At 68.4% G+C, this 22,488-nt stretch carries 22 protein-coding genes and 3 pseudogenes; 17 read left to right on the forward strand and 8 right to left on the reverse strand.

Annotated features, from left to right (window positions below; all coding sequences use genetic code 11):
- Positions 1 to 86 precede the first annotated feature (86 nt).
- Together FXN61_RS09370 and FXN61_RS09375 are read right to left on the reverse strand one after the other, a co-directional pair.
- Positions 87 to 671 carry a hypothetical protein gene (locus FXN61_RS09370; RefSeq protein ID WP_167972290.1) on the reverse strand — a complete coding sequence of 195 codons (585 nt, stop codon included), beginning with the start codon at positions 669 to 671 and terminating at the stop codon, positions 87 to 89.
- Positions 668 to 1,006 carry a hypothetical protein gene (locus tag FXN61_RS09375; RefSeq protein WP_167972292.1) on the reverse strand — a complete coding sequence of 113 codons (339 nt, stop codon included), beginning with the start codon at positions 1,004 to 1,006 and terminating at the stop codon, positions 668 to 670. Before FXN61_RS09375 ends, FXN61_RS09370 begins: the two co-directional genes overlap by 4 nt.
- 150 nt (positions 1,007 to 1,156) lie before the next feature.
- Here FXN61_RS09375 and FXN61_RS09380 point away from each other — a divergent pair, with 150 nt between their 5' ends.
- On the forward strand, positions 1,157 to 3,046 hold the full coding sequence (locus FXN61_RS09380) for a GAF domain-containing sensor histidine kinase (protein ID WP_167972294.1): 1,890 nt from the start codon (positions 1,157 to 1,159) through the stop codon (positions 3,044 to 3,046).
- Positions 3,043 to 3,687, forward strand: a complete 645-nt coding sequence (locus tag FXN61_RS09385) for a response regulator transcription factor (RefSeq protein WP_167972297.1) — start codon at positions 3,043 to 3,045, stop codon at positions 3,685 to 3,687. Before FXN61_RS09380 ends, FXN61_RS09385 begins: the two co-directional genes overlap by 4 nt.
- Before the next feature lie 212 nt (positions 3,688 to 3,899).
- On the opposite strand, the gene FXN61_RS55195 is transcribed toward FXN61_RS09385, so the two are convergent.
- From FXN61_RS55195 to FXN61_RS09405, 4 genes are all read right to left on the reverse strand, one after another.
- Complete coding sequence (locus tag FXN61_RS55195; protein WP_167972300.1) at positions 3,900 to 4,403, reverse strand: COG4315 family predicted lipoprotein; 504 nt, start codon at positions 4,401 to 4,403, stop codon at positions 3,900 to 3,902.
- 40 nt (positions 4,404 to 4,443) lie between these two features.
- Positions 4,444 to 5,868 (reverse strand): transferase, encoded by a 1,425-nt coding sequence (locus tag FXN61_RS09395; protein ID WP_167972302.1) that lies wholly within the window; start codon positions 5,866 to 5,868, stop codon positions 4,444 to 4,446.
- 82 nt (positions 5,869 to 5,950) lie between these two features.
- Entirely contained in the window at positions 5,951 to 6,568 is a 618-nt protein-coding gene (locus FXN61_RS09400) for a TetR/AcrR family transcriptional regulator (protein WP_167972304.1), read from the reverse strand.
- Positions 6,569 to 6,657: 89 nt separating this feature from the next.
- Positions 6,658 to 7,245: a D-alanyl-D-alanine carboxypeptidase family protein gene (locus tag FXN61_RS09405; protein WP_188134858.1), complete on the reverse strand. Its 588-nt coding sequence runs from the start codon at positions 7,243 to 7,245 to the stop codon at positions 6,658 to 6,660.
- A 245-nt stretch (positions 7,246 to 7,490) separates the two neighbouring features.
- Between FXN61_RS09405 and FXN61_RS09410 the strand changes: the two genes are divergently transcribed.
- The 5 genes from FXN61_RS09410 to FXN61_RS09430 all read left to right on the forward strand — a co-directional run bounded on the left by FXN61_RS09410 (position 7,491) and on the right by FXN61_RS09430 (position 11,793).
- Entirely contained in the window at positions 7,491 to 7,889 is a 399-nt protein-coding gene (locus FXN61_RS09410) for an SSI family serine proteinase inhibitor (protein WP_167972306.1), read from the forward strand.
- A gap of 119 nt (positions 7,890 to 8,008) precedes the next feature.
- Positions 8,009 to 9,106, forward strand: coding sequence for a calcium:cation antiporter (locus FXN61_RS09415; protein ID WP_167972308.1), 1,098 nt, complete (start codon positions 8,009 to 8,011; stop codon positions 9,104 to 9,106).
- Between the two features lie 64 nt (positions 9,107 to 9,170).
- Positions 9,171 to 10,271, forward strand: coding sequence for an FAD-binding oxidoreductase (locus tag FXN61_RS09420; protein WP_167972310.1), 1,101 nt, complete (start codon positions 9,171 to 9,173; stop codon positions 10,269 to 10,271).
- Entirely contained in the window at positions 10,268 to 10,576 is a 309-nt protein-coding gene (locus FXN61_RS09425; RefSeq protein ID WP_167972312.1) for an FAD-binding oxidoreductase, read from the forward strand. Before FXN61_RS09420 ends, FXN61_RS09425 begins: the two co-directional genes overlap by 4 nt.
- Positions 10,577 to 10,662: 86 nt before the next feature.
- Entirely contained in the window at positions 10,663 to 11,793 is a 1,131-nt protein-coding gene (locus tag FXN61_RS09430) for a lipase family protein (RefSeq protein WP_167972314.1), read from the forward strand.
- Here FXN61_RS09430 and FXN61_RS51760 read toward each other — a convergent pair.
- Positions 11,783 to 12,187, reverse strand: coding sequence for a hypothetical protein (locus FXN61_RS51760; protein ID WP_167972275.1), 405 nt, complete (start codon positions 12,185 to 12,187; stop codon positions 11,783 to 11,785). The two genes, FXN61_RS09430 and FXN61_RS51760, sit on opposite strands and share 11 nt — an antisense overlap.
- Positions 12,188 to 12,303: 116 nt before the next feature.
- Here FXN61_RS51760 and FXN61_RS56205 point away from each other — a divergent pair.
- Positions 12,304 to 12,657 (forward strand): annotated as a pseudogene (locus FXN61_RS56205) (hypothetical protein); the annotation flags it as partial.
- Positions 12,658 to 12,717: 60 nt separating this feature from the next.
- Here the strand turns inward: FXN61_RS56205 and FXN61_RS56210 are convergent.
- Positions 12,718 to 13,137 (reverse strand): annotated as a pseudogene (locus FXN61_RS56210) (DUF3291 domain-containing protein); the annotation flags it as partial.
- On the opposite strand from FXN61_RS56210, the gene FXN61_RS09450 reads away from it, so the two are divergent.
- The 9 genes and pseudogenes from FXN61_RS09450 to FXN61_RS09490 all read left to right on the forward strand — a co-directional run.
- Positions 13,136 to 14,068: a D-2-hydroxyacid dehydrogenase family protein gene (locus tag FXN61_RS09450; RefSeq protein ID WP_167972316.1), complete on the forward strand. Its 933-nt coding sequence runs from the start codon at positions 13,136 to 13,138 to the stop codon at positions 14,066 to 14,068. The pseudogene FXN61_RS56210 and the gene FXN61_RS09450 sit on opposite strands and share 2 nt — an antisense overlap.
- Before the next feature lie 41 nt (positions 14,069 to 14,109).
- On the forward strand, positions 14,110 to 14,970 hold the full coding sequence (locus FXN61_RS09455) for an NmrA/HSCARG family protein (protein ID WP_167972318.1): 861 nt from the start codon (positions 14,110 to 14,112) through the stop codon (positions 14,968 to 14,970).
- A gap of 13 nt (positions 14,971 to 14,983) precedes the next feature.
- Positions 14,984 to 15,439: an SRPBCC family protein gene (locus FXN61_RS09460; protein WP_167972320.1), complete on the forward strand. Its 456-nt coding sequence runs from the start codon at positions 14,984 to 14,986 to the stop codon at positions 15,437 to 15,439.
- Positions 15,440 to 15,670: 231 nt separating this feature from the next.
- Positions 15,671 to 16,759 (forward strand): mandelate racemase/muconate lactonizing enzyme family protein, encoded by a 1,089-nt coding sequence (locus FXN61_RS09465; protein WP_223165364.1) that lies wholly within the window; start codon positions 15,671 to 15,673, stop codon positions 16,757 to 16,759.
- 19 nt (positions 16,760 to 16,778) lie between these two features.
- Positions 16,779 to 18,731, forward strand: a complete 1,953-nt coding sequence (locus FXN61_RS09470) for an alpha-galactosidase D (RefSeq protein WP_223165365.1) — start codon at positions 16,779 to 16,781, stop codon at positions 18,729 to 18,731.
- 25 nt (positions 18,732 to 18,756) lie between these two features.
- Positions 18,757 to 19,719, forward strand: a complete 963-nt coding sequence (locus tag FXN61_RS09475; protein ID WP_223165366.1) for a carbohydrate ABC transporter permease — start codon at positions 18,757 to 18,759, stop codon at positions 19,717 to 19,719.
- 10 nt (positions 19,720 to 19,729) lie between these two features.
- Entirely contained in the window at positions 19,730 to 20,611 is an 882-nt protein-coding gene (locus FXN61_RS09480; protein ID WP_223165367.1) for a carbohydrate ABC transporter permease, read from the forward strand.
- Entirely contained in the window at positions 20,608 to 21,888 is a 1,281-nt protein-coding gene (locus FXN61_RS09485) for a glycosyl hydrolase family 95 catalytic domain-containing protein (protein ID WP_167972326.1), read from the forward strand. Before FXN61_RS09480 ends, FXN61_RS09485 begins: the two co-directional genes overlap by 4 nt.
- A pseudogene (locus FXN61_RS09490) lies at positions 21,798 to 22,451 on the forward strand (glycosyl hydrolase family 95 catalytic domain-containing protein); the annotation flags it as partial. The gene FXN61_RS09485 and the pseudogene FXN61_RS09490, both read left to right, overlap by 91 nt.
- Between the last annotated feature and the right edge of the window lie 37 nt (positions 22,452 to 22,488).

The raw sequence follows: 22,488 nt of genomic DNA on the forward strand, positions 1-22,488 counted from the left end.
GGAGCAACTAGCCCGAACGCGGCAAACCGGCTGCCCTTTCGAGCAGCCGGTTCCAGTGTGTGGTCTTGGCGTGACGCCTTGCTGTCTCAGCCGCGCGCCGAAAATCCGGCCAGGACCCGGTGCCGTGCTGTGATCGCCACGGCCGCGAACCCGGCGGCGTTCAGGCCCCACGCCACGAAGTCGAGCTCGTGACTGCTGATGACCACGGCGGCCACGAAGTGCAACGGCTGGGAAATGGCCGTGGCCGCCGCGGCCCAGCGCGGGAGGCCTGCCTGCCACATCGCGGCACCCAGCAGGACCGTGCCGATGACGTGGCCGGCCACGAAGATCGCGGCGGCGGTGTCGAGGGCGGGGTGGGCGATGGTGTCGCCGTTGATCGCCGCGGCGTCCTGGGCCACGAGCAGACCGAGCGACAGGTAGGCGGGAACCAGCAGGACGACGGCGGCTGTCGTGGTCCTCGGGGCCTGCTCGCGGGTGACGTTCGCGATCCAGATCACCGCGGGGACCAGGGTCAGCATGCCGATGAGGCCGAGCCAGACAACCCAGTTCTGCGTGTCGGGTGCCGCGGCCACCTTCTGCATGACTGTGGCCGTGTCGTCGGTCGTGTCGTAGGGCAGGATCAGCCGGAGGATCGCGATCGCCGCAGGTCCGATCGGCAGCAGCCACCTCATCGCGCCACCGCCGTGCGTCCCTTGAGCACGAGAGCCGCGCCCGCCGCGGTCAGCGCCACGGTGGCGGCGGCCGCCGCGATCGCCGGTGCGGGGACTCCTGCCTCGAAGAACGCGGGCAGGGCGGCGGCCGCCGACAGGGCTCGGATGACGATCAGCGGCAGGACGGCTTTTCGTGCGCCCCGCCAGGCTGAGATCACGAGCACCAGGCTCGCCAGGCCGAGGGCGGCGGCGACCAGCGCGATCGCCATCGGCGGGGCTTCGCCGTCGGTGAGCAGCGGCAGCAGCAGATCTGCCACGGAGAGCAGGCCGAGGATGAGCAGTCCGGCGCGGTACATGGGCACCTCCAGGTTGGGTGGAGGCAACTGTGGGGCCGGGGGTGTTCCTCGCACAGCGGTGCGCGATCCGGTGCGGGCGGGAGGTTTCCCGGGAGATGGCGGGATCGTGTTCCCGGGACATCGGGCGCCCGGCGGCCCACACTTACCGGCATGACCCTCGGCCGCATGCTCGCGTCCGGTCTCGGTGCCGTGGTGGTGGCCGGGACCGGTGCCGCTGTCGTGGTCGTGTGGCGGCTTGGCTGGACCTGGCAGCAGGCGCTGGACGCGTTCGTCGTCACGAACTCCGCGATGGCGCTGGCGTTCGCGGTCTGCGGATCCGTCCTGGCCTGGCATCGGCCGCGCAACCCGATCGGCTGGCTGTTCCTCGTCGACGGCCTGGGGCACGCCACCACCGCGCTGGGTGCACCGTTCACGGACGATCCGCTGGTCGCGACGATCGCGGCGTACGCGTGGCCGTGGTCGATCGGCTTGTTCCTGCCGCTCGCGCTGGTGCTCTTCCCGGACGGGCGGCTGCCGTCACCGCGCTGGCGGCCGGTGGTCGTCGCGATCGTGGTGACTGCGCCGTTGTTCGTGGTCGAGATGGCCGCGGATCCGGCGGGTTCCGCGTACCTGACCCTGCCATGGCATGCGGAGCTTGGTCCACTGTGGATCGTGTCGGAGGTGAGGACCCTGGCGGCGCTGCTCGCCGGGATCGTCGCGCTGGCGGTCCGCTACCGGCGGGGCGAGGACGCGGTGCTGTGGTTGCTGCTGGCGGCTTCGGTGGCCGCGGCGTTCGTCGTGCCGTGGTCGTTCGTCTCGGGCACGCCGGTCTTCGTGCTGTTCGCCATCCCGTTGATCCCCATCGCGGTGACCATCGCGATCGTGCGGCATCAGCTGCTGGACATCCGGCTCGTGGTGTCGAGGGTGCTGGCGTGGCTGCTGCTGTCCGCGGTGGTGCTGGTCGTCTACGGTCTGCTGGTCGCGCTCCTGGACCGTTTCGTGTCCGCCCAGCTCGGCCGCTCGGTCGTCGCCACCGTCGTGGTAGCGCTGCTGGTCGCGCCGGTGCTGCCCCGCCTGCAACGTCTCGTCGACCGCGCGCTCTACGGCGACCGCGGCGATCCGGCTCGCGTCGTCTCGCGCGTGAGCGAACACCTGGCGGGCTCCGGTCTCGCGGGCGTCGTGTCGGCGGTGCGGGTTGCGTTGCGTGTGCCGCACGTTGCCTTGACGGCCTCTGGTGTCTCGTTGGCCAGCGACGGCACACGGGCGGAGAACGTCGTCGTCGTGCCGTTGGAGTACAACGGCGAGGTGGTGGGTGAACTGCACGTCGGTGTGCGCACCGGCGAGAGCACGCTCGGTGCCGCCGACCGCAACGTCTTGAGCTTGGTCGCAGCTCCTCTGGCCGTGGCCGTACACGCGACGTTGCTGTCCTCGCAGCTGCAGGCCTCCCGAGAACGCCTCGTGACCGCCCGCGAAGAAGAACGCCGCCGCCTCCGCCGCGACCTGCACGACGGCCTGGGTCCCACGTTGACCGGCGTAGCGCTGAGCGCCGACGCTGCAACGAACCTGCTGGCCACCGACCCGGACCGCACCCGCACCCTGATCACAGGGGTGAGCGCGGACGTGCGCACGGCGATCGCCGACGTGCGCAGGCTCGTGGAAGACCTGCGCCCGCCGGCACTGGACGAGCTCGGACTGCTCGGCGCCCTCCGCCAACGCGCCGAACACCTGGTGCGCACGCCTCTTCAGCTGCGGCTGGACGTTCCTGACGCGGTGCCGTCGTTGTCCGCCGCGGTCGAGGTCGCTGCCTACCGCATCGCGACCGAAGCGCTGACCAACGTGGTCCGGCACTCCGGCGCTTCCTCGGTCGTGGTGCGGTTGAGGTGCGCTGAGGAGCTCGAGGTGGAGGTCACCGACGACGGTCCGCCGAACGGGCCGTGGAGTGCGGGCGTCGGGATGCAGGCGATGCGGGAGCGGGCGGCCGAACTGGGCGGCGGGTTCGAGGCGGGACCGACGGCCGGTGGGGGACGGGTGTGGGTGCGCCTGCCGGTGGAGGTGCCATGACCGACATCCGAGTCGTGATCGCCGACGATCACCCCATCGTCCGGGAGGGCATGAGCGCGTTGCTCACCTCGCTGGAGGGTTTCGTCGTGGCGGGCGTGGCCGCGACGGGACGCGAGGCCGTCCGCGAGGTCGTCATGACCCGCCCCGACGTCGCTGTGCTGGACCTCCAGATGCCCGACCTCGACGGCATCGCCGCGACCAAGGAGATCACCCGCGCGGCACCGGGCGTCGCGGTCCTGGTGCTCACGATGTTCTCCGACGACGACTCGGTCTTCGCCGCCATGCGTGCGGGTGCCCGCGGCTATCTGGTCAAGGGTGCCGAGCAGGACGAGATCGCCAGGGCCATCCGCGCGGTGGCGGCCGGCGAGGCGATCTTCGGACCGGCAGTCGCGAAACGCGTGCTCGGGTTCCTGACCGGACCGTCTACACCGGACGTTCCCTTCCCCGAGCTCACAGGGCGCGAACGGCAGATCCTCGACCTGCTCGCCGCCGGCCTGCCCAACGGTGCCATCGCTGCCAAGCTGGGCGTGGCGGCGAAGACGGTGGCCAACAACGTCTCCGCCATCTTCGCCAAACTCCAGGTGGCCGACCGGGCGGCGGCGATCATCCGCGCCCGTGACGCCGGACTGGGCCGGTCCTGAGCAGCCGGCTCAGAATCTTGTCCGGTACATCGGGCTTCGTTGGTGCCAACGGGCGTTTGCAAGTACCACCAACTCTTGATCGAATCGCCGCCAACTACACCCAACCTGGTCGTCGCCCGCCGAGCCGGCGTTCGTGTGTGCGGGCTCGAGAGGCGCTGTTGGGTGTAGTTGCACGCCTGTTGATGTTGAGTTGGTGGTACTTGCAGACGCCATCAAGGCCGCGAGGCTTTGGCGCCGTTCGGCGCGATGGCGAACCAGCGGTCGTCCACACCGTGTCCGGCGGCGTCGCCCGCCTGCTCGTCGTCGACGTACCGGTAGACCGGACGGCCGCCGATGGTGACCTGTTCCAGCCCGTCCGGGCGCTTCATCGTGCCGACCAGCTTCTGGTCGAGACCGGTCGCCTCGACCTTGCCGCCCGCGGCCAGCAACGGCGGCCACACCAGGGTGCACTCGGGTTCGAGGCAGGTCGACGACGGCGGGTTGGTGCCGTCCTTCGCGTTGAAGTAGAGCGTGTAGTGCTGGCGGTCGGCGACGACAGGACCGACCGCGGGCGACTGCTCCACCTGCAGTTTCGCGATGTCGCCCGGCAGCACCTTGGTAGGACCGGCGACGGGACCGGACGCGGCCTCCAGCGCCTCCAGCGAGGCGGTCTCCTCCGGCGGTGACGAGCAGGCACCGAGGCAGGCGATCAGAGCGAGAACGGCGAATCGGCTCACGTAGGGGGATTACGGACAGCGCACCGGGTGTGGTTCACGGTCACCAGAGGAAGATCAGCCGCAGGAAGTACACGACCAGGAACAGCCCCGGCACCAGCAGCAGGACCTTGCCGTAGACCGCGAGCATGTGGCTGTTGATCCGCAGTCCCATGGCGCGCTTGTGCGCACCGATCGACCTCAGCGCTTGCTGCATCGCGCGGGCCACGTAGAAGACCGGTGCGCCGTTCCTGTTCTTCTCGCCGGGGAACGGCCCCACGGGCTGCACGCGCGGGGTCCAGTCCGTGTCGAAGACGACCACGGCGGACGTCCACCGGCCGGGCAGCGTGCCGGCCTTGTCGAGCCTGGCGGGGATGGGCAGGTGGGCGTCCAGTCGTTCGGCGAGGTCGGGGCGGTCGCCGGGGATCAGCAGGACGAGTTTGCGCGGTGGCTGGGTGGCTCGTGCCTGGTCGACCTCCCACCACACCCCCTCGCCGTCGCCGAGTCGCAGCACGATGAGCTGGGACAGCTCCATCAGCCGCAGGACACCGGACTGCCAGTCGTCGCCGGGCAGGTAGAACCGCGCCGCGCCGAGGTGGGGCAGCTGTTCGCCAGGCCTGCCCACCGCGACGACGGGACCGAACGCGCCGAGCGCACCGATGAGGTGTTCCTCCCGTGAGTGGATGCTCAGCAGCCCCGCCGACAGTGCGCCAGGCAGTTCGTCGACGACCGCCGCGTCCGGGTCGTCGCCGAAGCCGCGCAGGTACAGCACCGGTTTGCGCCAGTCGGCCCGCAGTGCCTGCGCCGCACCCCGCGCCGCCCGTGGGCGTGAGTACCGCAGAACGAAGTAGGCGGCCGGCAAGGCCACGACTCCGCCCGCGAGGAGGAATCCTCTTGCGGCCCAAGGGAGCTCGTTGGCCCGGGTCGCCGCCACCACCGCGAAGAAGCCACCGACCAGGAGCGTGTAGCCAATGCCGCTGACGACCAGGAAGACAGGACGCCGCCACAACGGCCGGGGCGGCACGTACTGGTCGACCAGCTCGACGACCTCGGCGTTGGCCGCGCGTCGCCGGTGGCGCAGGAAAAGCGTTGCCGCGGTGAGGATCGCGCCGGCCACCAGCCACGGCACCGCCCGCGACCAGGCCCTGGCGGACTTCTCGTCGAGAGCCCGCTGGTCCTGCTCGATCTTCGCGGCCACGTCGTCGGTGAACCGGCGGGCGAGGTCTGTCTCCCCGTCTTCTGCGGCATCGGCACCGAGGGAGATCGACGCGCTCGCCCTGCTGCTGGACGGCGCGTGCTCGCGGAACCAGCGGGCGACCGCGCGGGTGCCGGTGGCCGAACCGCTGTCCAGGGCAGCGACGAAGGAGGCGTACTGGGTGGGCGCGTCGTGGAAGGCGTTGCGCTCCCTCAGCTCGATGCCCGCCGTGATGGCCAGCATCAACGCCACGTAGCCGACGACGGCAGCGATCGCCGTGACGAGCCTGGTCAACGTCCGCACACCGTCATCTGATCACGGCCGCCCGCCTCGCCAGGCCGGTTCACCGTGCAGATGGGCCGAACCGAGCAGCCGGCTACGGCCGGGTGATCGCCGCCAGCATGAGTTCGCGGATCTCGGCGGCGATCTCGTCCACCGCGAGCGGCGGCTCGTGCGCCTGCCACTCCCGCAGAACCCCGGTGGTCGCCCCCACCAACGCGATCGCCGTGAGCCGGTACGAACGCTGCGGCGCCACCCCCGCGGCAGCCGCCCGCAAAGCCTCGGACTCGATGAACTCGGCCCACGTGTTCACCCACCGCACGTGCTGCTGCTCGATCTCCGCGTTCACCCCGACGGCCTCGACGTAGTTGAGGCGCGGCACACGGGGATCTGCCGTCACGCTGCGCACGAACACGTCCAGCAGCGTCGTGATCCGGGTGGCCACGTCCGAGGTCTCCAGCTGCGCCAGTGCCGTGCGGACCTCGTTGAACGCCGTGGCGTTGATGAGGTCGTGGAGTTCGCGGAGCAGGTCTTCCTTGGAGGCGAACTCCTCGTAGAAGTTGCGCGTGGAGACGCCGGCCTCTGTGCACAGCTCGGAGATCTTGGTGCCGGCGAAGCCCGTACTGGTGAACAGCGCCAGGCCGGCCTGCAGCAACCGAGCCCGGCGTTCCGCCCTGCGCTGCTCGGGTGAGATGCCGCCGTAGGCACGTGCCACCGGGTGCTCCAATCTGGTAACTGGTGTTGTCAGATTACGTGGGCGCAACCTCGCGCGCACCCCAGGCGTCTAGACCTTTACGCGGGCCCTCAGCTGCCGGTCGCGCTCGGAACCAGCGCGGGGCAGCCTCCCGTGGAGTAGCCGGCGTTGTATTCGAAATGCCACTGCTCGTTGAGGTAACGGCGGCACCAGCCGAAGGTGCTGCCGTTTTTCTCGACCCATTTCGCCGATTCGATCGGCTGAATGTCGACCGCCAATCCGATCACGTGCATCGACCTGTCCGGTGGGTTCAGCACGTACTTCGATGCGAGTTCTTCGGAGCCGAACTTCTGCACGGCGTCGTCGAACTCCTTCTGCTGCTGCTGGCGGCTGCGCTTGCCGTCGTTCAGGCAGAGCTGAACGCCCTGGTCAGCGGCCTTGGCGCGCAACGATTTCCATGCCTGCAGTACCTCAGGGCGCAAGCCGTCCGGCGCCTCGTCGAGGTAGCGGGCGTCAATCGGGCACTTCGGCCCGTCCTCTGGTCCTGGCACTTCTTCGACAATCGCCAGCGACTTTCCCGGATGCCGGTCGAACACGAGCGTCAATCTGCCCAGGTATCCCAGCGCCCCGCCGGTGGAAACCACGAGTGTGATGATCAGAAGCACGCCGAACACGACGCGTCTGGAGGTCTTGGACATGATTCGAATAATACGTCTGAGGGCAACGGCGTCTGTCAGCAACCCGTAACAGTCCGTCGGCAGCTGTGTCCCGGCGAACGTGGCGCGCAACACATCCGTTCGGCCCAATCACGCTTTTGGCCGAGTCGGGTAAATGTGATCGGTGAACAGTTGCTGGCCCCTTTCGCTGCGACGAAACATGGTGGCAACATCTGCGGCGGCCGAGAACCGGCCCGTTTTTGTGAGGTCTCAGGAGGACCGTTTTCATGTCCGGCCGCATTCTTGCGTTCGTTGCTCTGTTCGCATCACTGTTCGCCTTCGCCGGCACCGCGCAGGCCGCCCAGCCCACTTCTTCCAGGGGCGGGACCGCGCTCGTGCTGTCGGTGCAGTACTCGGATGTCGAGGACAACGCCTTCAAGGCGACCGTCCTGACCTGCGAACGAGGTGACAGCCACCCGCGCAGGGCCCTCGCCTGCGCGACGCTGGCGTCCACCGGTGCCGACCTGCAGGCCATGCAGTCCGACGGCAGGGCCTGCACGTTCATCTACGCGCCCGTCGAGGTCTCGATGTTCGGTTTCTGGCGGGGCGAGCCCGTGAACGAGGTTCACACCTACCCGAACTCGTGCGTCATGCTGGCGCACACCGGTGCCTTGTTCGATTTCTAGGCACCGGACATAAATGTGGAGCGGGGCGCGGCAGGGGCGCTCCGCTCCACATTTTATTGTCCCGAAATGCATGCTGAGCCGAATGGCGGACAGGCCGTCGGGCGTGCGAAGGTGTGATCATGGCCGCCGTCTCGCGCTTCACGCTGCCGTCCTGGACGACCATCGCCCCCGTGCTCGGCGTGCTGCTGCTCGCCGTGACCTGGGGACGTGACCTCGCGCCTGTGCTCGTCGCGCTCGTCGCACTGGTTCTCGCCGTGACCGTGCTTGCCGCCGTGCACCACGCCGAGGTGGTCGCGTTGCGGGTGGGGGAGCCGTTCGGATCGCTGGTTCTCGCGGTCGCGGTGACGATCATCGAGGTGGCCCTGATCGTCACGCTGATGGCGTCCGGCGGGCCCGAAGCGTCGTCGCTCGCACGCGACACGGTGTTCGCGGCAGTCATGATCACCACGAACGGCATCGTCGGCATCGCCTTACTTCTCGGCGCTCTCAAGCACGGCACCACGCTCTTCAACGCCGAGGGCAGCGGCGGCGCGCTGGCCACCGTGATGACGCTCGCCACGCTCACGCTGGTCCTGCCGACGTTCACCACCACCACGCCCGGCCCGGAGTTCTCCGGTCCGCAGCTCGCGTTCGCCGCCCTCGCTTCCCTCGTGCTGTACGCGTTGTTCGTCTTCACCCAGACCGTCCGGCACCGCGACTTCTTCCTGCCCGTCACCGAGGACGGCGTGATCGAGGCCGAGGAACACGCCGAGGCGCCGTCGTCGAAGGCCACGCTGGCCTCGCTCGGCCTGCTGCTCGTCGCGCTGGTCGCGGTGGTCGGTCTCGCGAAGATCGAGTCACCCGCGATCGAGGCGGGAGTGAAGGCTGCGGGCTTCCCGCCGTCGTTCGTCGGCGTCGTGATCGCGTTGCTGGTACTGCTGCCCGAGACGATCGCCGCGGCACGCGCCGCGTTGCGCGACCGGATCCAGACCAGCCTGAACCTCGGCTACGGCTCGGCGATCGCGAGCATCGGCCTCACCATCCCGACCATCGCGCTCGCCACCATCTGGCTGGACGGTCCGCTGCTGCTCGGCCTCGGTCCGATGCAGATGATCCTGCTGCTGCTCACGGTTCTGGTCAGCGTCCTCACCGTGGTGCCGGGCCGCGCGACTCGGCTTCAAGGTGGCGTGCACCTCCTGCTGCTGGCGGCTTTCCTGTTCCTCGCTGTGAACCCGTAGCCGGGATCAGGACCGGTCCGCCGATCCGTTGTGTGCCTGATCGCCAGACTCCTACGTTCGTGACATGTTGCGTCGCAGGGCACTTCTGCAGTCGGCCGCGCTCGGAGCGATGTCAGCGTGGCTCGGAAGGTCCACAATGGACGTCCAGCTGATCAGGCCGGGCGACGCCGCCTACCGCGACGCCAAACTCGGCTACTTCACGCACTACGACGGCCAACGTCCGAGCGCGATCGCTCGCGTGACGACTCCCGCGGACGTCCAGCGCTGCATCGAGATCGCGCGCCAGGACAAGACGCGGATCACGGCGAGGTGCGGCGGCCACAGCTATCCCGGTTACTCCACGGCGGACGGTGCCCTCGTCGTCGACGTGCGCGGTCTCGACCGGATCGACGTGCGGCCCGACGGCACGGTGGAGGTCGGCGCGGGTGTCTTGTTGATGGACCTCTACATCGTGCTGGCGAATGCGGGCCGCATGATGCCGGCGGGCACGTGCGCGACGGTCGGGATCTCCGGCCTCACGCTGGGAGGCGGCATCGGCGTGACCGCGCGGCAGTTCGGCCTCACCTGCGACCGGTTGGTCAATGCACGGATCGTGACGCCGGACGGCGTGCACCGCACGGTCTCCGCGACCGAGCACACCGACCTGTTCTGGGCGCTGCGCGGCGGCGGTGGCGGCAACTTCGGCATCGTCACGTCGTTCGTGTTCCGCACCGAACCCGCGCGGAGCTTGACGACGTTCACCCTCACGTTCCCGTCGGCGGCGCTGGCTTCGCTGCTCAGCGTGTGGCCGGACTGGCAAGGCCAAGCACCGGACGCCATGACCACGACGGTCGGCGTCGGCAGCGGGCCGAACCCGCACGTCGAGGTCTCCGGCTGTTTCATTGGCGCACCGGCGAACGCGAAATCGTTGCTGGACGACCTGGTCCGCCGCGTCGGCTCGCAACCGGCGTCGCGCCGCGAGCAGGAGCAGAGCTTCCTCGCCGCGATGGAACGGTTCGCGTGGTGCAAGAGCATCGACGGCTCGTGCCGCCCGAGCTGGAACGGCGGCGGCGGAACGCAGCCGCGCGGGAGCTACGTCGCGACGTCCCGGATGCTGACGCGCCCGATCACGACCCGCAGCGGCTCGCGGACATCTTCAAGAACACCCCCAACTCCTACAACATGATCGACGCGATGGGCGGCGCGATCGCACGCGGCCCGGCGTCCGCGTTCCCGCACCGGTCCGCGCTCGCGAGCATCCAGGTGGAGCTCACCCTGCAGGCGGGCGAAGCCAACGCCCGCCGGGCCATGGGTGTCGCGCGGGACGAGCTCGCGAAGATGTTCGGCGCCACCGGCTACGTCAACTACCTCGACCCGCAGATGCCGGACTGGGCACGCACCTACTACGGCTCGTCGCTGACCAGGCTCAGGGAGGTCGCGCGCAAGTACGACCCCGATCGCGTCTTCGCGTTCCCCCAGGGCCTCGTGTGAACCCTTAAAGCCGATCCGGGTATTGCCACGTTACGACGTTCGGCCCTACATTGCGGTAACGCCGGTTACCACAAAGGGGTCCAACGATGCCGCTCCGTGCCGTGCTCGCCGCCGTTTTCCTCTTGTTATCCCTGGTCACACCCGCTGTGGCGGCCGCGCCGGGCGATCTGGTCAGCAGCAGGGAGGTGGCGTGGCACCCGGAGCCTCTCCGACTGCTGCCCGCCCCGGTGAAGGCCTACGACATCCGCTACCGCTCGACGTCCGCGAAGGGCGCGGGCAACGTCGTGTCCGGCATGGTCCTCGTGCCCCCGCTGCCGTGGACGAACGGTCCGCGGCCGATCGTGGCCTACGCGATGGGCACCCAGGGCATGGCCGACCGCTGCGCGCCGTCGCAGCAGCTGCAGAACGGCACCGAGCCCGAGATCGCGTTCCTCGCGCAGGCCATGTTCAAGGGCTGGGCGGTCGCGGTCACGGACTACGAAGGCCTTGGCACGCCAGGGGATCACACCTACGCGGTGTCCCGTTCGGAGGGACGCGCCCTGCTGGACGTGGCACGGGCGGCGAGCAACATCCCCGGCCTGTCCGCTGACGCCCCTGTCGGTGTTTTCGGCTACTCCCAGGGCGGTCAGGCCGCGTCATCGGCCGCCGAGCAGTGGAAGTCCTACGCGCCTTCGCTGAACGTCGTCGGTGTCGCGGCGGGTGGCGTGCCCGCCGACCTGAACGCGGTCGCGAAGTTCAACGACGGCAACGCCGGTTCCGGACTGGTGTTCGCGGCGGCCGCGGGGTACGCCGAGGCCTATCCCGAGCTGCCGTTGTCGTCGGTGCTGAACGCCCGTGGCACGCAGGTCATCGACCAGATCCGCAACTCGTGCGTCGCCGAGATCGCTTTGGTGGCACCGTTCGCGCGCCTCAACTCGCTGACCACGCGACCGGACGTCATCCTGGATCCGTTGTGGCAGAAGAGGTTGACGGAGAACATGCTCGGCTCGGTGAAGCCGGCCGCGCCCGTGTACCTCTACCACGGCACACTGGACGAGCTGATCCCGTTCAGCGTCGGGCAGAAGCTGCGCTCGCAGTGGTGCTCGCTGGGCGCGGACGTGCAGTGGACGCCGCTGCCGTTGCTCGGGCACGTCGCCGCGGTCAGTGCGTGGGGCACGAACGCGCTGAACTGGCTGGGCGACCGTTTCGCCGGCAAGAGCACGCGTCCTAACTGCTGATCAACGCTGCGGCGAGAGCCGTGAAGTAGGTCCCTCCCGCGAGGATGCCGTGCACCAGCGGGAGGGGCCTCTTCGTGGTGAAGACGGCTTCCGTGGCTGCTTTGAGGTAGGCGTTCCCCGCTGCGGCGGGATTGCGCTTTCGCCAGCCCTTCGTCAGCAGAGTGTCGCCAAGGCCGTTGGTCAGGTTGAGCACCGCCCACCCGATCCACGCCAGCACAACAGGGCCCGCGGCGACGAAGCCGATCCAGAACCCGAGACTGACAAGCGCCGTGGCGAGGTGGAAGTACGCGAGCGGTGGAACCCGTCTTCGCGCTCTGAGCAGGCGCACGAGCATGACCAACCCGACCTCGAACCGGGACCGCGCGCTCGTTGCGGCGATCGATCTGCTCGGCACGGAAGGACTACGCGGCCTGACGCACGCGCGTGGACAATCGCGCAGACCTGCCCGAGGGATCGACGTCGAACTACTTCCGCACGCGCGCCGCACTGCTCGACGGCTTGGTGGACTGGATGGTGCGCAAGGAGACCCCGGAGGTCGCGGCGACGCTGAAGCCCAGGTCCGCCGAAGAACTGGTGGACGAGCTGTGCCGGCTCTACGACTACATGACCGGCCCGAACGTCGTCGCAGCCACCGCGCGCATGGTGCTGTGGATGGAGGCCGCGACCAACCGTCAGGTGCGCCAGGCGTTGCTGCGCGGGCGGGCCACGATGTCGTCGATGCTCATCCCGGCACTGGCGAGCCTCGGCGCGCGGGATCCGCTGGCGGCCTCCGACACGATCGGCGCGTGTGTCCAGGGCGTGTTCCTGCAGCGGTTCGCGCGCGGAGAGGAGGTGGATCCCCGGCCGTTGCTGGAGATCATCGTCCGAGGTGCTCTGGTGGGGAAACCTCCTCCGGAACGTGAACCCGTCCGGCGTCGGACCGTTCGTCCTGACCAGGTCGAGCTTCGCGAGCCCTTCCTCGGTGCTGGGCTGATGTCCCCTGGGCACCCACCACATCACGTCCAGGGAGGATTCCGCCTCGAACCATCTGGCGCTGCCCTTGACCGCATCGAGGTGCAGGCCGCTGAAGGTGAACTCCCACAACGCCTCGACCGACTCCCACACGCTGAGGTTGAACGCCTCGCGCCACGGGTCGAGCCCGAGCCGGTTCAGGTCGGTCGTCATCCGCTCCGAGCTCGGCCGCCACACGAAACCGGGAGCCCGCTGCGCCAGCTCGTTGATCGGGTCGATCTTCGAGGTGAACCCGCGCATCCTCGGGTGGTCGAACGCCCACCGCCCGGTCGAGATGTTGGCCTGTGCCAGGTGGAAGTCCCCCATGTCCCCACTCTGACATGATCGGTCCATGAGGTGTGTGGTGCTGGACGACTACCAGGGCGTGGCGCTCGCCAATGCGGACTGGTCGGGCCTCGACGTGACCGTGCTGCGCGAACACCTGGACGACCCGGCTCCGGCACTGGCCGACGCCGAGTGCGTCGTGATCATGCGCGAGCGGACCCCGTTCACGGCCGAGTTGTTCGCTCTGCTGCCGAAGCTCCGGTTGCTGATCACCAGCGGCATGCGCAACGCCTCGATCGACCTCGCCGCGGCTCGGGAGCACGGTGTCACGGTCTGCGGCACCGGCAGCGCGAAGACCCCGCCGACCGAGCTGACCTGGGCTTTGATCCTGGGCCTCGCTCGCCATCTGGTCGTCGAGAACGCGGCGTTCCACTCCGGCGGCCCGTGGCAGAGCACCGTCGGCGTCGACCTCGCCGGCCGCACGCTCGGCCTGGTCGGCTTCGGCAACCTCGGCAAGGCCGTCGGCCGCATCGGCAAGGCGTTCGGCATGGACGTGGTGGCGTGGAGCCCCAACCTCACGGTCGACCGGACCGAGGCCGAGGGCGTCCGGCTCGCGTCCGGCCTGCACGAGTTGCTGGCGCAGAGCGACTTCGCGTCTGTCCATCTTGTCCTGAGCGACCGGAGCCGGGGACTGGTCGACGCGGCGGCACTGGCGTGCCTGAAGCCCTCGGCGTTCCTGATCAACACCTCCCGTGCCGCCATCGTGGACGGTCCCGCGCTGCTGGAGGTGTTGCGGGAGAAGCGAATCGCCGGTGCGGGGCTCGACGTGTTCGAGGTGGAGCCGCTGTCGTTGGGGGACGAGCTCCGTACGTTGCCGAACGTTCTCGCCACCCCGCACCTCGGCTACGTCACCGAGGCGAACTACCGCACGTACTTCCAGGAGGCTGTGGAGGACGTCCATGCCTTCATCGCGGGTGAACCGATCCGCGAGCTGACGTAACCGATGCCGCGGCCTGGCGATAAACAGCCAGGAGGTCCGCTATGGACGGCACCAGGCTGGTGGTGGTCACCGGCGCGACCGGGCGCCAGGGCGGCTCGGTCGCACGGCACCTGCTCGCGGACGGCTGGCGGGTGCGAGCGCTGACGCGTGATCCCTCGTCACCCGCTGCTCTCAGGCTGGCTTCGGCCGGCGCCGAGGTGATGCGCGCGGACATGGCCTCTCTCGATTCGCTGCGCCCTGCTTTTTCCGGCGCGCACGGGGTGTTCAGCGTCCAGAACCCGATGATCAGCGGGCTCGACGGAGAGGTCCAGCAGGGACTGACGGTCGGCGATGCCGCGGCAGAGGCGGGCGTGCGGCACGTGGTGTACGGGTCGGCGGGACCGGGCGTGCCGGAGACCGGCGTGGGGCAGTGGGACAACAAGCTGGTGATCCAGGCACATCTGGAGTCGCTCGGTCTGCCGTTGACGGTCTTGCGCCCGATGGCGTTCATGGAACTGATGACCGACAAGGACTTCTATCCACCGGTGTCCATGTGGCACCTGATGCCGAAGCTGATCGGTGACGACCGGCCGCTGCTGTGGTTCTCCGCTGACGACGTCGGTGCCGTGGCGGCGCGTGCCTTTGCCGAGACGGACCGGTTCGTCTCGGAAGACCTGGCTCTGTGCGCGGACGTGCAGAGCATCGACGAGTGCCGCCGGCTCTGGAGAGAGGTGGCCGGCCGCTCACCGCGAGGCATTCCGATGCCGATCTGGCTGTTCGAGAAGTTCGTAGGCCCCGACCTGATCAAGATGTGGCGATGGCTGCGCACCCATCCCGTCCCGGTCGACCTCGCCGCCACGAAGGCGGTCGCACCGTCCGTCCTGGCCGTCCGTGAATGGCTGGTGCGCCGAACCTACTCGTAGTAAGTTCGGCGGCATGACGCCGGACGCCTCCGCGCACATCGACATCGCCGCCTCACCGCGACGGGTGTTCGACCTGGTCAGTGACCTGCGTGGGCTCAGCACCTGCGCCGAGGAGTACTCCGGCGGCAAGTGGCTCAACGCCTCCGGCCCGCAGGTCGGCGCCCGGTTCCGTGGCGTCAACAAGCGCGGCTGGCGGGTGTGGCCGACGACTTCCACCGTGACCGACTGCTCCGCGACCAGGTTCGCGTTCGAGGTGAAGTCGCTCGGGATGGCGGTGTCGCGCTGGCAGTACGACATCGAGGAGACGGACGCCGGCTGTCGCGTCACCGAGTCCACCTGGGATCGCCGGCCGGGCTGGTACAAGCCGATCACCGTGCTGGCGACCGGAGTGAAGGACCGCGCGGTGACGAACCAGCGCAACATCGAGGCGACGCTGGAGCGGCTCAAGCGGGCCGCCGAGTCCGTCTGACAATCGGACAGAACCGCTCACTTTTAAACACAGCACCACACAGTCGCTGATCAGCGGACTGTGGCCGCGAGCTGCAAACATCGGAGGACCGGAACAAGACCGGTCGCTCTGACCCGTTGTAAACGCTCTGAACAGCGTGAGAGCGTGTCCAAACGACGGTTGACACCCTCGTAACGCCTGCGTTCAATGCTCGTCAAATATCCTATAGGATCAGAGATCCGAGGAGTTGGCGTGGCAAAGGTCCTGCGTGCCGAGGCGTTCCAGGTCGACGTTCCGGTCGAGACTCTGCGCACCGACGCGGTCCAGCAGTTCATCAAGCAGGAGACGGTTTTCGTCGAGATCACGACCGACGACGGCCTCACCGGACTCGGCTACGCCTACACGATCGGCACGGGCGGCAGCTCCGTTCTCGCGCTCCTCAAAGATCACCTGCTCCCGAGGGTCGAAGGTGCCGACGCGCGCCGGATCGAGCACGTCTGGCGGGACCTGTTCGCCCACACCCGGTCCACCACGGCCGGCGCGATCACCTCGCTCGCACTGGCTGCCGTGGACACCGCGCTCTGGGACCTGCGCTGTCTGCGCGCCCGGGAACCGTTGTGGCGCATGGCAGGCGGCTTCCGTCAGGAGGTGCCGCTCTACGACACCGAGGGCGGCTGGCTGCATCTGTCCACGGAGGAGCTCGTCGCTGGCGCCAAGGAAACAGCGGCGCAGGGCTGGCAGGGCATCAAGATGAAGGTCGGCAAGCCCGACCTGACCGAGGACGTCGAACGCCTCGAGGCTGTCAGGGAAGCGGTCGGCGAGCGGTTCGCGATCATGGTCGACGCCAACCAGTCCATGACGTCCGCCGAGGCGATCCGGCGTGCGGACGCCTTCCGGAACGTCAACCTCACCTGGCTAGAAGAGCCGCTGCCCGCCGACGACGTGAGCGGGCACGAACGGCTCGCGAAGTCCACCACGATCCCGATCGCGGTGGGGGAGTCGCTGTACTCGGTGGCGCAGTTCCGCGAGTACCTCGAACGCGGTGCCGCCTCGATCATCCAGGTCGACGCGGCGCGGATCGGCGGTATCACGCCGTTCCTCAAGGTCGCGCACGTCGCGGAGGCGTTCAACGCCGACGTCTGCCCGCACTTCCTGATGGAGCTGCACGTCAGCCTCGCCGCCGCGCTGCCCAACGGGAAGTTCGTCGAGCACATCCCGCAGCTGCGCGCGATCACCAAGAGCGAGATGACCGTCCACAACGGACACGCGCTCGCCCCGGAAACGCCAGGTCTCGGCATCGACTGGGATCGCGATGCGATGGAAGACCTTCGGGTCATTTGAGAATCACAAAGGAGTGGTCTTGAGAGCGTTAGGTGTCGTTGCCGGCCTGCTCGCGTCGCTGATCGCGGTCCCTGCGTCAGCCCAAGCGCCGGAAGCACAACAGGTTCAGAAGATCGCCGAGAAGCCCTACATGGGCTGGAGCAGCTGGAGCCTGCAGGCGACCAACTACCCCGGCGTGAACCCGGACGGCCCGGCGAGCTGGCTGAACGAGAAGAACGTCGTGGCGCAGGCGGACGTGCTCGCGGCGAAGTTCAAGAAGCACGGCTACAACCATGTCAACGTCGACGCGGGCTGGCTCGGCTCGTTCGACGAGTACGGGCGCCCTGTCGTGGATGCGAAGAAGTTCCCGCACGGCATGAAGTGGCTCGCCGACTACGTGCACGGCAAGGGACTCAAGCTCGGCTCCTACCTCGCGGTCGGCCTGGGCCTCAAGGCGTACAACGACGGCAAGACGCCGATCCACAACGCGCCCGGCTGCACCACCAAGGACCTCGTCTACCCGGACCTGCGCAAGACCAACGGGTGGGACATGGCCTACAAGATGAACTTCGCCAACCCGTGCTCGCAGGCCTACCTCGACTCGATCGCGAAGGTGCTGGCCGGCTGGGACGTCGACTTCCTCAAGCTCGACGGCGTCGGCCCCGGCAGCTTCAAGGGCGGCGAGAACTACGACAACACCGATGACGTCAAGGCGTGGAACACCGCGCTCAAGCGGACCGGCCGCCCGATCGAGTTCCTCATCTCGTGGGCGTTGTCGCATCGCCAGGCCGACGTGTGGAAGGCGAACACCAACGGCTGGCGCGTCGACACCGACGTCGAGTGTTACTGCGACACGCTCGTCACCTGGAACAACTCGGTGAAGATCCGCTGGAACGACGTCGTGCAGTGGATCGACGACGCCGGTCCCGGCCGCTGGAACAACCTCGATAGCATCAACGTCGGCAACGGCCAGATGGACGGCATCACCGAGGCCGAGCGCCGCAGCTACATGACGTTGTGGGCGATCTCGAACTCGCCGCTGTACATGGGCGACGACCTGACGAAGATCGACGACTTCGGCTACAAGCTGCTGACCAACGACGAGGTCATCGCCATCAACCAGGCCGGCATCCCCGCCCGTCCTGTCGACCAGTTCTCCGACCAGCAGGTCTGGTACGCCCGCAACGCCGACGGCAGCTACACCGTGGCGCTGTTCAACCTCGGCTCCAGGCCCGCGAGCGTCACCGCGGACTTCGCGCGGCTCGGCATCTCCGGCAACGCCAGGGTCCGCGACGTGTGGGAGCGCAAGGACATCGGCCAGGCGAACGGCTCGTTCAGCGCGGAACTTCCGGTGCACGGCACGAAACTGCTCAAGATCACCCCACGATCGGCCGTCGCACCCGCCGTCGTGCAGGGCACCGCGGCCACGCCGACCAGCGTCTCGCTGAAGTGGCAGGGCAAGTCCGGTGTCCGTTACGACGTCTACGCGGGCAACAAGAAGGTCGCGACCACCACCAGCACCAGCGCGACCGTCACCGGCCTCACCCCGGCGAGCTCCTACGAGTTCACCGTTGTGCAGAACGGCAACCGCTCGAAGCCGGTTTCCTTCGTCACGCCGAAGGAAACGGTGACGTACGAAGCGGAGAAGGGCAGTCCCGCTGGCGGCGCGACCGTCTACGGCTGCGCGTGCTCGAACGGCTCCAAGGTCGGGTTCATCGGCGGTAGCGGCGTTCTCACGATGCCGACGGTGAACGTACCTCGCGAGGGCACCTACCTCGTCGAGTTGTCCTACATCGACGCCAGCTCCAGCCGGACCGGCGTCGTCACGGTGAACGGCACCAGCTTCAAGCTGCCCGTCGCCGGCTCGAACGACGACAACTGGAACGCGCCGCAGAAGGTCACCGTTCCGATCTACCTGCTGGCGGGCAACAACACGATTCGCTTCGGCAACCCCGACGAGTCCGTGTTCGACGTCGACAGCATCCGCATCTGACCCGCTGAGACCAGGAGGCGTCGTGGTGACAACCGTGCAAGACTCCAGCGCCCAGGTCGTGCGTGGACCTGCCACCACGGCGCCTCCGCCCGCACGTCGCCGGCGCAAAGGCCCCGCCTCGCGCCGCAACGACACGTGGGTCGCGTGGCTGCTGGTCGCGCCCGCCGTCCTCGGGTTCGGCGTGTTCTTCGCCTACCCGATGCTGCGCGGCGTCTACCTGAGCTTCACCGAGTTCCACATCCTCACCCCGCCGGTGTGGACGGGACTCGCGAACGTCCAGCAGCTGGTGAACGACGGCAGGTTCTGGCATTCGCTCGGTGTCACGGCGTATTTCGTCGTGCTGTCAGTGGTTCTGGGTGTCGGCGTCTCGCTGATCACCGCGGTCGTGTTGCACCGCCTGGGAGTCAACACGACGGTGCGCGGGCTGATGATCCTGCCGTTCCTCATCTCCGGTGTCGTCACGGCGCTGGTGTGGACGTGGATGCTCGACCCGCAGCTCGGCATCGTGAACCAGCTGATCACGTGGGTCACCGGCGAACCGGTCATGTTCTTCGGCTCCGGCGGGTGGGCGGTGCCGACGCTGGCCGCGTTGAACGTGTGGAAGTCCATGGGCTACAACGCGGTTCTCATCTTCGCGGGCCTGCAGACGATCTCCGCGTCGATCTACGAGGCCGGACGGATCGACGGCGCGTCGGAGTGGCAGATGTTCCGCTCGCTGACGTTGCCGTTGCTGCGGCCGATCCTGGTGATGGTCGTGATCCTCAACGTGATCAGCGCGACCCAGGTCTTCGACATCGTCCAGGTCAGCACGAAGGGCGGTCCCGCGGACGCCTCGCTGGTGCTGCAGATGTACATCTACGACAAGGCGTTCGGCCAGTTCGACTTCGGTTACGCCGCCACCATGTCGCTCGCCCTGTTCCTGCTGCTCGTCACGGTGACCTTCACGCAGATGCGGATGGCCCGTGCCGGCGAGTCCGACACCAACTGAAGGGGCGCCGGTGAACCTCTCGATGAAACTCGGCAGGGGCGTGGCCTGGGGCTACCTGGTGGTCGTCCTGCTGATCACGATCTTCCCGTTCTACTGGATCCTGCGTACCGCGCTGTCCAACAACTTCGCGATGTCCACCGACCCGTCCTCGTTGCTGCCGGTGGACTTCACGTGGGGCCCGTTCAAGCGTGCTCTGGGCCTGGCCACACCGGCCGAGGCCGCCGCGGAGGGCGGATCGGGCGCCAAGATCGATCTGGCACTCGCCCTGTGGAACTCCATTGTGTACGCGGGAGTTCTGACGCTCTTCACCGTCGTGTTCTCTGCTTTGGCCGCGTACGCGTTCGCCCGGCTGCAGTGGAGGGGCCGTGACGTCGTCTTCGGGGTCCTGCTGACGGCGCTGATGGTGCCGTCGGTGTTCACGCTGCTGCCGAACTTCGTGCTGATGAAGGACCTGGGGCTGCTGAACACGTTCGGCGGCATGATCCTTCCTGGCGCGTTCTTCTCCGCGTTCAACATCTTCTTCCTGCGGCAGTTCATGTTGGGCCTCTCCAACGAGGTGGAGGAGGCCGCGATCATCGACGGCGCCGGGCCGCTGCGCGTGTGCTTCCGGATCGTGCTGCCGATGAGCGTCGCGCCGATGGCGACCCTGACGCTGCTGACGTTCATCACCACATGGAACGACTACTTCTGGCCGTTGCTCGTCACCAACGACGAGTCGGTCCGCCCGCTCACCCTCGCGCTCGCGGTGTTCAAGCAGTCCTCACCGCAGGCGTCGCTGGACTGGGCGGGGCTGATGGCGGCGACGCTGGTCGCGGCGCTGCCGATGTTGCTGCTGTTCGTGGTCTTCGGGCGGCGGCTGGTCAACTCCATCGGCTTCACGGGGATCAAGTGAGACTGCACTGGCCGTCCGCGGCGGCGGAGTGGACCGAGGCGTTGCCCGTGGGCAACGGACGCCTTGGCGCGATGGTGTTCGGCGGGGCCGGCCGGTCCCGCGTGCAGGTCAACGACGCGACCGTCTGGTCAGGTACCGCTGACGGGCCGTCCACAGCGTTGGCCGACGTGGTTGCCGCAGGTGCGGGTCCGGGGCGGCTCGCGCAGGTCCGTGAAGCGATCTTCTCGGGTGACCTGCAGCGCGCGACCTCGCTGCTGATGTCCTTCGAAGGCCCGTACAGCCAGACGTTCCTGCCGTACGTGGACCTGTGGATCACCCTGCCCGAAGGCGAGTCGCACGGCCGCACTCTCGATCTGAGCACCGGTGTCGTCACCGAGCGGCTGACCATCGACGGCTCGGAGGTCGTCCGGCGGGTGTGGGCGTCGGAAACCGCGCTGTGCGTGGAGATCACCGGCGCGGTGCCGGTCGAGGTGGAGCTGACGACTCCGTTGCGCGAGGTCTCGCGGGACGGCCTCAACCTCGTGATCGACATCCCCGTCGACTCGGCGCCGAAGCACGAACCCCAGGTCGAGGCACCGGTCTACGGCTCGGGTGAGCGCGGCACGGTGTCGGTCGAGGTCGAGAACGGCGACCGCTGGCTGCTCACACTCACCAGCTCCACGACGACCGAGATGCTGTGGCAGAGCCGGCGCAAGAGCGACCACGCGACCTTGATGGACGCGTGCGACGTGCGGTTCGGCGACCTCCCGGACCTCGTCGACGTGCCGGAGTTGTTGTCCGGCAAGGATGAGCAGCTCATCGCCTCGGTGCTGTTCGCGTTCGGCCGCTATCTGCTGGTCTCGTCGTCACGGCCCGGCGCGCCGCCCGCGAACCTGCAGGGCATCTGGAACGGCGAACTGCGGCCCGCCTGGTCGTCCAACTACACGATCAACATCAACACCCAGATGAACTACTGGGCGGCCGAGGTCACCGCGCTCGCCGAGTGCCACGAACCGTTGCTGGAGCTGCTGGAGAAGCTCGCGGTGACCGGCTCCGACGTGGCGCGGGAGCTGTACGGGGCGCGCGGCTGGGTGGCGCACCACAACACCGACGCGTGGGGCTGGTCGCTGCCGGTCGGCATGGGTCGCGCGCGCCGTCGTGGGCGATCTGGCAGATGGGCGGCGCGTGGCTCGTCCAGCACGCCTGGGACCACTACGACTTCGCCCGAACGTGGTCCACTTTGGAGCGAGCGTGGCCGTTGCTGCGCGGCTGTGCCGAGTTCTGCCTCGACTGGCTGATCGAGGGACCGGACGGCTACCTCGACACGTGCCCGTCGACCTCGCCGGAGAACTGGTTCCTCGACGCCGCAGGCAAGCCGCAGGCGCTGACCTTGTCCGCGACCATGGACGTGATGCTGATCCGGGCCGTGTTCGAACGAACTCTGGCGCTGGCACTGGCATCGGGCAGGGCTGATCCGGTGGTCGCGGAGATCTCGGCCGCGCTGCCCCGCCTGCGGCCGGTTCCGGTGTTCAGCGGACGGGTGGGGGAGTGGGCCGCCGACCTGCCGGAGGAAGACCCGGCGCACCGGCACATGTCCCACCTGGTGTCCGTCTACCCGCTCGGCCAGATCGTCGCAGGCACTCACCTCGGTGACGCGGCGGTCGCTGCGATGGACCGGCGCGGCAACGGTGCGATGGGCTGGTCGTGGGCCTGGAAGATGGCGCTGCGGGCCCGGCTGGGTGACGGCGAGACCGTGCGGTCGTTGTTGTCCGAGGCTTCGCAGGCGTTCACCGGCGACAGGCACCGGGACGCGCCGTTCGACGGCTCGGAGTGGGGCGGCCTGCTGCCGAACTTGTTCAGCACGCACCCGCCGTTCCAGATCGACGGCAACTACGGCT

This window comes from Lentzea indica (assembly GCF_012184385.1).
Lineage (GTDB): Bacteria > Actinomycetota > Actinomycetes > Mycobacteriales > Pseudonocardiaceae > Lentzea > Lentzea indica.

Excerpts from the sequence above, each read along its gene's own strand:
- FXN61_RS09415 (WP_167972308.1), top strand. The coding sequence starts at position 8,009 with ATGGCCGCCGTCTCGCGCTTCACGCTGCCGTCCTGGACGACCATCGCC.
- FXN61_RS09370 (WP_167972290.1), bottom strand. The coding sequence starts at position 671 with ATGAGGTGGCTGCTGCCGATCGGACCTGCGGCGATCGCGATCCTCCGG.
- FXN61_RS09460 (WP_167972320.1), top strand. The coding sequence starts at position 14,984 with ATGACGCCGGACGCCTCCGCGCACATCGACATCGCCGCCTCACCGCGA.
- FXN61_RS09420 (WP_167972310.1), top strand. The coding sequence starts at position 9,171 with ATGTTGCGTCGCAGGGCACTTCTGCAGTCGGCCGCGCTCGGAGCGATG.
- FXN61_RS09405 (WP_188134858.1), bottom strand. The coding sequence starts at position 7,245 with ATGTCCAAGACCTCCAGACGCGTCGTGTTCGGCGTGCTTCTGATCATC.
- FXN61_RS09385 (WP_167972297.1), top strand. The coding sequence starts at position 3,043 with ATGACCGACATCCGAGTCGTGATCGCCGACGATCACCCCATCGTCCGG.
- FXN61_RS09410 (WP_167972306.1), top strand. The coding sequence starts at position 7,491 with ATGTCCGGCCGCATTCTTGCGTTCGTTGCTCTGTTCGCATCACTGTTC.
- FXN61_RS09425 (WP_167972312.1), top strand. The coding sequence starts at position 10,268 with ATGATCGACGCGATGGGCGGCGCGATCGCACGCGGCCCGGCGTCCGCG.
- FXN61_RS09380 (WP_167972294.1), top strand. The coding sequence starts at position 1,157 with ATGACCCTCGGCCGCATGCTCGCGTCCGGTCTCGGTGCCGTGGTGGTG.
- FXN61_RS09375 (WP_167972292.1), bottom strand. The coding sequence starts at position 1,006 with ATGTACCGCGCCGGACTGCTCATCCTCGGCCTGCTCTCCGTGGCAGAT.
- FXN61_RS09450 (WP_167972316.1), top strand. The coding sequence starts at position 13,136 with ATGAGGTGTGTGGTGCTGGACGACTACCAGGGCGTGGCGCTCGCCAAT.
- FXN61_RS09430 (WP_167972314.1), top strand. The coding sequence starts at position 10,663 with ATGCCGCTCCGTGCCGTGCTCGCCGCCGTTTTCCTCTTGTTATCCCTG.
- FXN61_RS09455 (WP_167972318.1), top strand. The coding sequence starts at position 14,110 with ATGGACGGCACCAGGCTGGTGGTGGTCACCGGCGCGACCGGGCGCCAG.